The following is a 12,661-nucleotide window of genomic DNA, read 5'->3' on the forward strand; positions in this document are numbered from 1 at the left end:
TACAAAATAGACAGTTATAGCTAGCCGATTTACTGGATTAATAGTCATTTCATGGCTAATAACAAGGACTTTATAAAGATACTTACGTTATAAAAATAGCCTAAGCAGATATAAGCTACCTTTTCTTTTATCAAATTCGACATCGAGCGTATATTAATAGCGCTGGATTTTCACAGTTGGCTTTGCCACAATGGACAGCGCAGCACTAAACCCAATTTTTATAACTATAATGAAGATGACAAGGAATCGTTATGATTTATCAGTATTTAGACAAAACCCCTGAGTTTGCTGTGCCATTCAACGGTTGGGTGGCAGATTCAGCGCAAGTGATGGGCGATGTATATTTAGGTCATCAAGCCAATGTGTGGTTTGGTGCGGTGATACGCGGTGACAATGATCGTATTCATATCGGTGACTATAGTAATGTCCAAGAGAATAGCGTGATTCATACCGATGCAGGTGTCAAGGTGACCATTGGTAATTACGTCACTATCGGCCATCTGGCTATGCTACACGGTTGTGAGATTGGTGATAATAGTTTGATTGGTATTGGTGCTGTAGTACTCAATAATGCCAAGATCGGTAAAAATTGCCTGATAGGGGCGAAAGCCTTGATTACTGAAGGTCAGGTTATCCCAGATAACTCGCTGGTGATGGGCGCGCCTGCAAAAGTGGTCAAGACGCTAACAGATGAGCAAGCCGCTATGCTAAAAATGTCAGCGCTACATTATGCTGAGCGTTGCCAAAAATTCAAAACAGGCTTAACAGAAATAGCGATGCCTGACTAAGGGTAAGTACACGAGCTAATTTTAAATAGATAGACTATAGGGTGCGCGCTGTATTTAATTGATGTGCTATTTAAATGATGTACTCATCCTTAATACACAACTGTACCCAGTTTTATTAAACGATTCATATTTTTTTGCAACTAACGATAAGGTCTCATCATGCAGGCAAATCAAGCACAAACACAACAAAAGCAACTGGCATTATTTGATTTAGATCATACCTTACTTGATGTCGATAGTGATTATCTCTGGGGCGAGTATATCGTAAAGCATGACCTTGTCGATGAGGCGCAGTACCGCACTGCCAATCAGAAGTTTTATAATGACTATATCGAAGGCACACTAGACGCGACAGAGTACAATGAGTTTGTCGCACAGTTTTTGAGCAGTTTGCCGCTTGATAGACTTGATGAGCTAAGAGAAGACTATATCAAAAGCGAAATCGAGCCACATATTCGCCCAAAAGCGATGGAAGTGTTGTGTCAGCACATTGAGCAAGGACACGAAGTCGTGATTATTTCTGCGACCAATGATTTTGTGGTCTCTGCCATTGCCAAACGTTTTGGTATAGAAGCCGCCAATGTGTTATCAACACCGCTCGAGATAAAAGACAATCGCTATACAGGTGAGTTAGCGGACAAGCCCAATTTTAAAGAAGGTAAGATATATCATCTAGACAAATGGGTGAATAAGCAGCAGTTAGCTGGTGTTACCTTTGAAAAAACGTATGCGTATTCAGATTCTAAGAACGACATCCCATTGCTCGAATGGGCAGATGTGGCCGTTTGCGTGTCACCTGATGACGCGCTGCATGCGCATGCTCTGGCGCATCGCTGGGCAGTAGAAGATTGGTCAATATAGGCTGTCCAATCCAGTAATAGTAGCAACATTAGCAATAGCGATAATTAGCGAACCATTTAGCCTCAATCTCATTTAAAATAGCGCCACATTCGTTATTTATTTTTATTAGAAAAACAGGAATATTTATGGAAATCAATCCGTATCAAGAACAGATTAAAGATTTATCAGAGCGTGGGCAGGATTTGCGGAGGTATCTTTGACTTCGATGGTAAGCAAGAGCGCTTAGAAGAAGTCAATTTGGAGTTAGAAAACCCAGAGCTATGGAACGATCCAGAGCGTGCGACCAAGATTAACAAAGAAAAAAGCCATCTTGATGGTGTCATCGATGTAGTGGTCTCTCTTGAAACTACGCTAGAAGATGCATCTGCTATGCTAGAGCTGGCGGTAGAGGAAGACGATGAGTCATTGCTCGCCGATGTGCAGACTGAGCTGGACAATGCTGAAAAACGTGTGGCTGACCTAGAGTTCCGCCGTATGTTCAGCGGTGAGATGGACCCAAACAACTGCTACCTAGATATTCAGTCGGGTAGTGGTGGTACTGAAGCGCAAGATTGGGCAGAGATGCTACTTCGCATGTATACACGCTGGGCAGAAGCACATGGCTTCAAAGTAGACGTGATTGAAGTGTCGTCTGGTAGTGTGGCTGGTATTAAGTCGGCAACGATTGAGATCAAAGGCGACTATGCGTTTGGTTGGTTGCGTACCGAGATTGGCGTTCACCGTTTAGTGCGTAAATCACCATTTGATAGTAATAATGGTCGTCATACCTCGTTTGCTGCGGTGTTTGTCTCGCCTGAAATCGATGACAACGTCGAGATTGATATCAATCCAGCAGATTTGCGTATCGATACCTATCGCTCATCTGGGGCTGGTGGTCAGCACGTAAACACGACAGATTCTGCGGTACGTATTACTCATGAACCATCGGGCGTAGTAGTGACCTGTCAGAATGAGCGTAGTCAACATGGTAACAAGGCCACGGCGATGAAGATGCTACGTGCTAAGCTCTATGAGCTAGAAATGCAAAAACGTATGGAATCACAGCAAGCAGTTGAAGATGGTAAATCTGATGTCGGCTGGGGCAGTCAAATTCGCTCGTACGTGCTTGATGACTCACGTATCAAAGACTTGCGTACCGGTGTTGAGACCTTTAACACGGGTGCTGTGCTAGATGGTGACCTTGATCAGTTTATTGAAGCGAGTCTAAAAGCAGGATTGTAAGCAGCAGTTTTAAACAAGCAGCCGTTTTAAAATAGTAATCAATATTTAATTAAGGAAAATTATGCCAAGCGTTAATAATTATTTTGATGATAAAGTGACTTCTATTGCCTTTCAAACGGCTACTAAGCCTGCGACTGTCGGTGTCATGGAAATTGGTGAGTATGAGTTTGGCACCAGCGAATTCGAAACCATGAGTGTGGTGAGCGGTGCATTGACGGTCAAGCTACCAGAAAGTGATGAGTGGCAAACCTTTAACGCTGGCGAGCAGTTTACCGTTGAAGCCAACCAAAAGTTCCAAGTAAAAGTAGACGTCGAAACTGCTTATCTATGTGTATACGGTAAATAACGACTTCTAAGTTATAGCAATATCAAAACGAAAAACGCCAAGTATTTTATGCTTGGCGTTTTTTGTGTGTCATATTTCAGATGAATTTTAATCTACTATCCTGAAAATTATGTTTTACACAGCATTACACTTTGTCTGTGCCAAATAAACAGCAAAAATTATTGTCATTAACTATGCTAAAACCATGAATTCTCAAAGGTGTATGACTTTATGGCAAAGGTAAAAGTAAAGACAAGCGAGCAGGCGAGTACAAGAGATGTGCGCCATGATTATGAGCATCTCGCACGCCGTGCCAATTTACGTTATGTGAGTGACGACGAACCAGGCTACGAGCGCAGACGTTGGGGTCGCGGCTTTACTTATCGTGATGCGACGGGCAAAACCATAAAAGACAAAGCGCTGCGTCAGCGTTTTGATGCGTTGGTGATACCGCCTATGTGGTCAGAGGTGTGGATATGCCAAGATGAAAAAGGCCATCTGCAATCGACCGGAAGAGACGAGAAATCTCGTAAGCAATACTTGTATCATCCGTCATGGAACAATATTCGTGACCAAGCAAAGTTTGATGCGATGATAGGATTTGCAGAAGTGCTACCCAACCTACGCGCACAAGTCGAGATAGATTTAGAGACTGAATCCCTGTCACGTACCAATGTTTTGGCAGCCATCGTCAAATTGCTTGAGACGACACTGATTCGTATCGGTAACAGTCGCTACGCCAAGCAAAATAAAAGCTATGGCCTGAGTACGCTACGCAGCAAGCATGTCAGTGAAACCGACAATGGACTGGCGTTTGATTTCGTCGGAAAAAGCGCAAAAGAGCATCATATTGAGCTACAAGACGAGCGTTTGATTGATATCGTGCAGGCATGTTCTGAGCTGCCAGGCTATCAGATATTCAAATATCTAGATGACAACGGACATAAGCAAGTCGTCGACAGTAGCGATATCAATGACTACTTACGCATGCATACGTGCGGCATGGACTGTGAAAGCAAGCTATACAGCGCAAAGGATTTTCGCACATGGATGGCGAGTGTGCTTGCGGCAAGCTACCTATATGACGAACTACAAACGTCTGCAGGCGCTAGCATACTAGATAGTGCACCAGAAAGCACTGAGCGACAGCAATTAGTTACTGATATGGTAAAAAGTGTGGCAGCAGAGCTGGGTAACACGCCGACCGTATGCCGTGCCTCTTATATTCACCCCATTGTCATTGAGCGTTTTTTGGCAGGGCAGTTTTTTGAGACTTACAAACAAGCACGCCGCGGTCGAACCAAGAAATACCAAAGCTGTGAAGAGAAAGCATTGTTAGTGTTTTTAAGGGCTGATGTTTAAGGGTGAGGTTTTAGATAGTAATAGTAGAGTGCTAGTTCTTCAACAAAAAGTCAAAAACTTGCTATGAAACATTGGTTATTGTAGATGTTCATATTGGCTTGTAGCGAATTAATGATAATTAGTTATAGATTGTCTTTATTTCTATAAAATAAAAATGATACGTTATGTATTGAAATAAACGTAAAAATGCGTTACTAATAGAACATGATAAGTACGAATCTATGAAACGGTCTATAGGATGTGACCGTTTTACAATCATAAATACCATTTTACCAGTTACCTGCTATTGCTAAAGGATTAGCTTATGAACACCGCCTCTCAAACTCCTATGAATATTGATACAGACACTACCGTCACACCAAAAAACTATACCGATTACTATAATAATTTTGATATGAATGCACTGCTGTCAGAAATTTTTGGCGAGCAGGTGGACGATCGTTTAAATGCTTATATGGCTTGTTGTGGTCGTCACGTACGTGATGGCCGCGCTGACAATGCCGCGCTAGTACACGAAGATACCGTAGGAAATATAACGCGCATGAGTTTTGGTGAGCTTGACAAAGCAAGTGCCCAAATCGCTAACTTGCTACAGTCGTATGGGGTAAAAGCAGGAGATAAGGTAGCGACGATGCTACCGCGCACGCCAGAGCTGCTAACCGTTGTATTGGCGACATGGCGTATCGGAGCGGTATATCAGCCGCTATTTACCGCATTTGGCTATGATTCAATCAAATATCGGATGGACAAAGCCGATACCAAAGTCGTTTTTACTAATTTAGAAAATCGCAGCAAGTTTGAAGATTTGGCTGAGCAAACCAAAATGGTATTGGTCGGCAGTATAGAAGATGCTCAGACATGGGGTGACGATCACTATATCCAGTCCATGGCAGCACAGTCGCAAACGATCGAACCCGTGATGCTCGATACTGATGCGCCATTTTTGCAAATGTTTACCTCTGGTACGGTTGGTAAATCAAAAGGTGTCAGTGTTCCATTGGCCGCATTACCTGCTTTTTACCTATATATGCGTTATGCCATCGACCTACGCGAAGATGATCAATATTGGAACATGGCAGATCCAGGCTGGGCATATGGCTTGTACTATGCCATCACAGGGCCATTGCTACTGGGCATCACCACTTATTTTAATGAAGCAGGATTCGATGCGACCCATACCCGTGAATTTATGGTACGTCATAAGATTACCAATTTGGCCTCTTCACCAACTGCGTTTCGAATGATGAAATCTAGCGGCGTGTTTGATAGTGTTAATGAAGAGACTCATAACGATACCAATGCCAAGCTGTCTTTACGCTGTGCCAACTCGGCAGGAGAGACACTGAATACTGAAGTGGTCAACTGGGTCGAAACCTATCTAGAATGCCAAGTCAAAGACCAATATGGGCAAACAGAAACTGGCATGACTTGCTGTGCACATCATGCACTGGCGCATGAATGTCCTGTTGGCTCGATGGGTATGGCACTACCAGGTCATACGCTAGTCGTACTAGATGATGATATGAATGTGTTGCCAGATGGTGAGCAAGGGCAGTTAGCGGTCGTGGTCAGTCAGTCACCTGCGTTTTATTTCCGTGGTTATAGCTGGAATGAAAAACAAGCCTTTGTAGATGATTACTATCTGACAGGCGACGTGGTTGAGCGTCATAGTGATGGCAGCTACTGGTTCTCAGGACGCGATGATGACATCATTATTACCGCAGGTTACCGTGTAGGGCCTACTGATGTCGAAAACACTGTATTAGAGCATGACGCAGTAGCAGAGTCTGCGGCAGTAGGCGTGCCAGACGAAGTGCGCGGCCATACCATCAAGTCTTATGTGGTACTAAAAGATGGCATTGAAGGCAGTGAGCAAATCGCCAAAGAAATCCAAGAGCTAGTACGCAAACGCCTATCCACTCATGCGTATCCACGCGAGGTTGAGTTTGTGACCGAGTTACCAAAAACGCCAAGTGGTAAGATTCAACGCTTTTTGCTGCGTAGTCTGTCTGCTACATAAATGAGTTGGTAAAGCATCCATAAATTTAATAGAAAAATATCTAATAAGAAGCAAAAATTTAAAGGAATAATCATGCAAGTTAAAGAAAACAGCTTTTTGGTCACAGGCGGTGCATCGGGTTTGGGTGAGTCAGTGGCTCGCGCGATTGTAGGTCAAGGCGGTAACGTCGTTATCGCTGATTTAAATGAATCAGCAGGGCAAGCACTAGTCGCTGAGCTAGGTGATGGCGCACGTTTTGTGCGCTGTGATATTACTAACGGTGATGAAGTGCAATCAGCGGTTAAAATGGCAGAATCAGCTTTTGGCGGCCTACAAGGTTCAATCAACTGTGCTGGTATCGTAGTGGTACAAAAGCTGCTAGATCGTGATAACAATCCAGCAGACCTTGAGGCATTTAGCCGCGGGGTCAATATCAATCTGGTCGGTTCATTTAACGTCGCCCGCTTGGTCGCTGCTAGCATTGCCAAGCGCATAGCTAATGATAGCAAGGCAGGCGACCATGTAGAGAAGAATGTAGATCAAGGTATTATTATTAATACAGCCTCTATCGCGGCCTTTGACGGTCAAGTAGGTCAAGCCAGCTATTCTTCATCCAAGGCAGGCGTGGTTGGTCTGACCTTGCCACTTGCTCGCGAGCTGGCACGTCATGGCATCCGCGTGATGACTATCGCACCAGGTGTCTTTGCTACGCCGATGATGGACAGTATTCCTGAAAAGGCACGCGAACAATTAGAAGCAGGCGTGCCATATCCTAAACGTTTGGGCGATCCCAATGAGTTTGCCAAATTGGTGACTCATATCATCGATAATGCTTATCTAAATGGTGAAGTTATTCGCTTAGATGGTGCGATTCGCATGGTGTAACAGTCTCGTGAGTGATTCATCACTTTTGCACAAAACGTATCTACAGAATCTGGCATAGTACTTTGATACATATGATTAATGACAAAAAATTAATTATGGGAATCAAAGCCTATGCTATTTTTTTATAAAAAATCTTACTCATCAAATGAGCAGCGTATGCCTTGGCTGCCTATTACTATTGTTCTTAGTCTTGCTGCCATTGTCAGCACCAGCGCTATTGCTTATGTCAAAAGCACCTCAAAACCCAAGAATCCTATTCCTCCTTCTATAGTGATTGATCGAGTCTTCGTCGACAAATCAGATCGTGTCTTAAAACTGATGAGCGATGGTAAAGCCATTAAGTCGTATCGTATTGCGCTAGGGGGTAGTCCAGTGGGTCATAAGCAACAAGAAGGTGATCAGCGTACGCCAGTTGGAGTTTATACACTAGATTATAAGAATGAAAATTCCATTGCCCATCGTTCTATTCATATCAGCTATCCCAATACTGCTGACAAAGCATATGCTAAAAAACTAGGAGTCAGTGCAGGCGGAGACATTATGATTCATGGGCAAATGAACGGCTTTGGATACTTGGCATTATTTAACCAACGACGCGATTGGACAGATGGTTGTATCGCTGTCACTAATGACGAGATGGATGAAATAATGGCAGCGGTGACACTTGGCACTCCTATTAGAATCGTGGAGTAACACCGTTAAGTTTATGACAAATAAGTGCATTGCTCATTACTATTTTCGGCAGAAATTTATCATTTGTTTACACCAATAAGGGGCTTTATTACCCTCTTGATTTATTTTATCTATGATTAATAGCCTATTTAAATATTATTAATAATAAATATCATTGTTTTAAGTAAGGTTTTATTTGGTAATCTTCTTGAAATAGGTGTATATATACCTTATATAGATGACAGATAACAGTGGCACTAGACTAAGAGAGGTCTTAGAGGGGCGACTGAAAATACTAATTATAAAAGGATATAGACATGAGATTTGAGAAGTTTACTCAAAAATTGCAATCCGCCATCCAAGAAGCACAGAGCCTAGCATTAGGTCGCGATCATACGGGTATCGATCCTGTGCATTTGCTTGCAGTATTACTACAAGATGAGTCAAATTTATCTATCTGCCAACAAGCAGGTGCTTCTATTCCAGCGTTAAAAAATGGCGTTGCAAAAGCATTGGACAATCAAGCGACCATTTCGGAGCCGACAGGTGACGTCAACCTAAACCCAAACTCGGTAAAAATCTTGAACTTGGCAGATCGTCAGGCGCAAAAAGAAGGCGATGATTTTATCGCGACTGAATGGGTCATGTTGGCACTTGCTGAGCAGGGTGAAACCAAAAAGATATTTGAAAGTGCAGGCGTAACGGCTAGCAAACTAAAAGCTGTGATTGAGCAGCTGCGTGGCGATGATACGGTGAATAACCAAAACGCAGAAGATCAGCGTGATGCACTCAACAAATATACGATCAACCTGACTGAACAAGCGGAGCTTGGCAAGCTAGATCCAGTGATTGGCCGTGACGAAGAGATTCGCCGTACCATTCAGGTGCTGTCACGCCGTACCAAGAATAACCCTGTGCTCATCGGTGAGCCGGGTGTCGGTAAGACGGCTATCGTTGAAGGCTTGGCGCAAAAAATCATCAATGGTGACGTGCCAGAAGGTCTGCGCCGTAAAGAAGTGCTGTCGTTAGACTTAGGCGCACTGATTGCAGGGGCGAAATTCCGCGGTGAGTTTGAAGAGCGCCTCAAAAGCGTATTGAGTGACTTGGCCAAGCAAGAAGGCAACGTCATTTTATTCATCGATGAGCTGCATACGATGGTCGGGGCAGGTAAATCTGAAGGCGCGATGGATGCTGGCAATATGCTAAAACCTGCACTAGCACGTGGTGAGCTGCATTGTGTCGGAGCGACGACATTAGATGAGTACCGCAAGTATATTGAAAAAGATGCGGCACTTGAGCGTCGTTTTCAAAAAGTACTGGTCGATGAGCCAACGGTTGAAGACACCATTGCGATATTACGTGGTCTCAAAGAGCGATACGAGCTGCATCACGGCGTCGATATTCAAGACAGTGCGATCATCGCTGCTGCGCGAATGAGCCATCGCTATATCACTGATCGCAAGTTGCCAGATAAGGCGATTGACTTAATTGATGAAGCAGCCAGTCGCTTGCGTATGGAGATGGACAGCAAGCCTGAAGCACTGGGTAAGCTCGACAGTCGTTTGATTCAGTTAAAAATGCAGCGTGAAGTACTCAAAAATGAAGAAGATGCTGGCGCGCAAGCAGAGCGTAAAGTACTGAATGCGCAAATTGAAGAGCTTGAAAAAGAGTACGCTGATCTCAATGAAATTTGGCAAGCAGAGAAAGCACTGGTCAAAGGCAGTCAGCAGCTAAAAGACGAGCTAGATAAAGCCCGTATTGCCTATGACAAAGCCAGCCGCGAAGGCGATTATGAGACTATGAGCAAGCTGCAATATGAAACCATCCCGCAGCTAGAGCGCCGTATCACTGAATCTGACTTGGCAGAACAAAAAGAGCAGACAGGCGAAGGTAGCGGTATCAAATTGCTACGTAACAAGGTGACAGACAACGAAATCGCAGAAGTGGTTGCGGCCGCGACTGGTATTCCAGTCAATAAAATGATGCAGGGCGAGCGTGAAAAAATGCTAGCAATGGAAGAAAAACTCCATGAGCGCGTCATCGGTCAAAACGAAGCGGTCGAAGCGGTGGCCAATGCAGTACGTCGTAGCCGTGCTGGCTTGTCTGATCCCAATCGTCCTTCTGGTTCGTTCTTGTTCTTGGGGCCTACAGGGGTCGGTAAAACTGAGCTGACTAAGTCACTGGCAAACTTCTTATTTGACTCTGAAGATGCGATCGTACGTATCGACATGAGTGAATATATGGAAAAACACAGTGTCAGCCGTTTGGTAGGCGCGCCTCCAGGTTATGTCGGTTACGAAGAAGGTGGCACGCTGACTGAGGCGGTACGCCGTAAGCCGTATAGTGTCATACTGTTTGATGAGGTGGAAAAAGCGCATCCTGATGTGTTCAATATCTTATTGCAAGTATTGGACGATGGTCGTCTAACCGACTCACAAGGTCGTGTCGTTGATTTCAAGAATACTGTGATTATCATGACCAGTAACTTGGGTTCGCATAAGATTCAAGAAATGGTTGGCGAAAGCTACGAGGATATCAAAGTGGAGGTAATGGATTCTGTTGGGCAGCATTTCCGTCCAGAGTTCGTCAACCGTATTGATGAAATTGTGGTTTTCCATCCGCTTGGTATGTCGCAGATGGCAGGTATTGCTGATATTCAGTTGGATCGTTTGCGTCAACGTATCCAAGAGCGTGAAATGGATATAGAGCTGTCAGTAGATGCGATGAATAAATTGGTTGCCGTGGGTTATGATCCTGTTTATGGCGCGCGTCCACTCAAACGGGCCATTCAACAAGAGATCGAAAACCCATTATCATTGAAACTATTAGCAGGTGATTTTGTCGCTGGCGATATCATCAAAGTCGACGTTGGCGCAGACGATAGATTGTCTTTTAATAAGCTTAGAATGAGCTAATCAATATCACTTTGAGGTCTGTGTGACCTAATGATACTCTTAAAATCAGCCTCTTATCTGCAAGCGTAGATAAGGGGTTTCTCATTTGAGAAAGCGCGTTTTACGCTATTATTCTTTTACCATTTAAATATCTCTTAAATATCAAGACTATGCTATAAATAAATGGACGACTAATCATATAAGTGCAAACTGGATAAAGAGGAAAGATGATGACGATCTATATTGAACGTGTAAGCCTCCCCTTAACATCGCCGTTAATAATCGCGGCTCTATTGTTCAGCACCTCGGCTTGCTCCAATCCTTCGACAGTGAACACCAGCAACGAAACCGTAGAATACAAAGAAGCGCAGGCCTCTGACGCCGATGTGCAGATAAGTGATGCTCAAGTCAGCATAGACAAACCTGACTTTACGACCAAAGCGGTTGCTACCTTTGATGAGCCTTGGGCCATGACGGCGCTACCCAGTACAGATGGCAAAGCGCCAAAATTACTGGTGACACAAAAAACGGGTGAGCTGTTCATTGTGGATACAGCAACAGGTAATAAGACAAAAATCGAAGGCGTTCCTACAGTGGCTTACGGTGGTCAAGGCGGCTTAGGAGACATCATCGTGTCGCCAGATTTTGCTACGTCTAATACCGTCTATCTTAGCTACGTGGAAGCAGGAACGGGAGATGATAGTAATAAATTTGGGGCTAAAGTCATCAAGGCAACACTTTCAGGATTAGAGACAGCCACGCCCACGTTACAAGCTATTACGCCAATCTGGGAGCAGTCTCCAAAAGTAAAAGGGCAAGGGCATTACAGTCATCGTCTCTTATTTTCACCTGATGGGCAATATTTATACATCAGTTCAGGCGAGCGCCAAGAAAAAACCCCAGCTCAAGATATGAGTGTCAATTTGGGTAAAATCATACGTCTAAATGCTGACGGGTCTATTCCAGCAGACAATCCATTTTCGAATGATACAAATGACATTGCCAAGCAGTTTTGGACGATAGGTCATCGTAATATATTGGGCATGGCATTCGATGATAGCGGTAAGTTATGGGCGCACGAGATGGGTCCAAGAGGCGGAGATGAGTTTAATTTGATTGAAAAAGGCAAAAATTACGGCTGGCCACTCGTGTCCAATGGTCGCAATTACTCAGGTCTCGATATTCCTGATCATGATACAAAGCCAGAGTTTGTGGCACCCAAAATTACTTGGACACCTGTCATATCCCCATCTGCTATGAGCATCTATACGGCTGGTACTCATAATGATTTTCCGAGCTGGCAAGGCAATGCGCTTATCAGTGGCTTATCGTCTAAGGCGCTTATCGTAGTGGGCATAAGCGACGACAATATCGCCGCTGAGCGTTACCGTTATGACATGGGTGAGCGTGTACGCAGTGTGCTAGCAGTAGATGGACAAGTGTGGACACTTGAAGACGGTAATGATGCAAAATTGCTCAGATTATTGCCTAAATAACATCGAAACAATATCGAAATAACATCGAATTAACGACGTATTTACCTACCTGTATATTTAATTATTTTAATAAAACTATTCAAATCTTTTAGAGTAAATTAATAGTTTTATTTTGTAATATATTGATAGTTAATGGCTATTTTGTTAAGGTAATGTTC

At 43.8% G+C, this 12,661-nt stretch carries 10 protein-coding genes; all 10 read left to right on the forward strand.

What is annotated here, in order from left to right; genetic code table 11:
• Nucleotides 1-251: 251 nt before the first annotated feature.
• Nucleotides 252-788, forward strand: a complete 537-nt coding sequence (locus IP510_RS06945; protein WP_194364038.1) for a gamma carbonic anhydrase family protein — start codon at nt 252-254, stop codon at nt 786-788.
• Between the two features lie 159 nt (nt 789-947).
• Entirely contained in the window at nt 948-1,649 is a 702-nt protein-coding gene (locus IP510_RS06950; RefSeq protein WP_194364039.1) for an HAD family hydrolase, read from the forward strand.
• Nucleotides 1,650-1,774: 125 nt separating this feature from the next.
• Nucleotides 1,775-2,870, forward strand: a protein-coding gene (gene prfB / locus IP510_RS06955) for a peptide chain release factor 2 (RefSeq protein ID WP_197177230.1) whose coding sequence is annotated in 2 segments (ribosomal slippage) — nt 1,775-1,846 and nt 1,848-2,870 — 1,095 coding nt in all. Because the reading frame shifts where the segments join, the coding sequence is not laid out codon by codon here.
• 61 nt (nt 2,871-2,931) lie between these two features.
• Nucleotides 2,932-3,216 (forward strand): pyrimidine/purine nucleoside phosphorylase, encoded by a 285-nt coding sequence (locus IP510_RS06960; RefSeq protein WP_057760713.1) that lies wholly within the window; start codon nt 2,932-2,934, stop codon nt 3,214-3,216.
• 210 nt (nt 3,217-3,426) lie between these two features.
• The gene (locus IP510_RS06965) at nt 3,427-4,557 is read left to right on the forward strand and encodes a DNA topoisomerase IB (protein WP_194364040.1); all 1,131 of its coding nucleotides are present in this window, start codon (nt 3,427-3,429) and stop codon (nt 4,555-4,557) included.
• A 304-nt stretch (nt 4,558-4,861) separates the two neighbouring features.
• On the forward strand, nt 4,862-6,577 hold the full coding sequence (locus IP510_RS06970; RefSeq protein ID WP_194364041.1) for an AMP-binding protein: 1,716 nt from the start codon (nt 4,862-4,864) through the stop codon (nt 6,575-6,577).
• 72 nt (nt 6,578-6,649) lie between these two features.
• Nucleotides 6,650-7,441, forward strand: coding sequence for an SDR family NAD(P)-dependent oxidoreductase (locus IP510_RS06975; RefSeq protein WP_194364042.1), 792 nt, complete (start codon nt 6,650-6,652; stop codon nt 7,439-7,441).
• A 156-nt stretch (nt 7,442-7,597) separates the two neighbouring features.
• On the forward strand, nt 7,598-8,134 hold the full coding sequence (locus IP510_RS06980; RefSeq protein ID WP_194364043.1) for a L,D-transpeptidase family protein: 537 nt from the start codon (nt 7,598-7,600) through the stop codon (nt 8,132-8,134).
• Between the two features lie 296 nt (nt 8,135-8,430).
• Entirely contained in the window at nt 8,431-11,028 is a 2,598-nt protein-coding gene (gene clpB, locus IP510_RS06985) for an ATP-dependent chaperone ClpB (protein WP_194364044.1), read from the forward strand.
• Nucleotides 11,029-11,237: 209 nt separating this feature from the next.
• On the forward strand, nt 11,238-12,503 hold the full coding sequence (locus IP510_RS06990; protein ID WP_194364168.1) for a PQQ-dependent sugar dehydrogenase: 1,266 nt from the start codon (nt 11,238-11,240) through the stop codon (nt 12,501-12,503).
• Nucleotides 12,504-12,661 lie beyond the last annotated feature (158 nt).

It is taken from the genome of Psychrobacter sp. NG254 (assembly GCF_015277735.1).
GTDB lineage: Bacteria > Pseudomonadota > Gammaproteobacteria > Pseudomonadales > Moraxellaceae > Psychrobacter.

What these genes read in the sequence shown, in the direction of transcription:
- IP510_RS06945 (WP_194364038.1), top strand. Translation starts at nt 252, where the DNA reads ATGATTTATCAGTATTTAGACAAAACCCCTGAGTTTGCTGTGCCATTC.
- IP510_RS06950 (WP_194364039.1), top strand. Translation starts at nt 948, where the DNA reads ATGCAGGCAAATCAAGCACAAACACAACAAAAGCAACTGGCATTATTT.
- IP510_RS06960 (WP_057760713.1), top strand. Translation starts at nt 2,932, where the DNA reads ATGCCAAGCGTTAATAATTATTTTGATGATAAAGTGACTTCTATTGCC.
- IP510_RS06965 (WP_194364040.1), top strand. Translation starts at nt 3,427, where the DNA reads ATGGCAAAGGTAAAAGTAAAGACAAGCGAGCAGGCGAGTACAAGAGAT.
- IP510_RS06970 (WP_194364041.1), top strand. Translation starts at nt 4,862, where the DNA reads ATGAACACCGCCTCTCAAACTCCTATGAATATTGATACAGACACTACC.
- IP510_RS06975 (WP_194364042.1), top strand. Translation starts at nt 6,650, where the DNA reads ATGCAAGTTAAAGAAAACAGCTTTTTGGTCACAGGCGGTGCATCGGGT.
- IP510_RS06980 (WP_194364043.1), top strand. Translation starts at nt 7,598, where the DNA reads ATGCCTTGGCTGCCTATTACTATTGTTCTTAGTCTTGCTGCCATTGTC.
- clpB (WP_194364044.1), top strand. Translation starts at nt 8,431, where the DNA reads ATGAGATTTGAGAAGTTTACTCAAAAATTGCAATCCGCCATCCAAGAA.
- IP510_RS06990 (WP_194364168.1), top strand. Translation starts at nt 11,238, where the DNA reads ATGACGATCTATATTGAACGTGTAAGCCTCCCCTTAACATCGCCGTTA.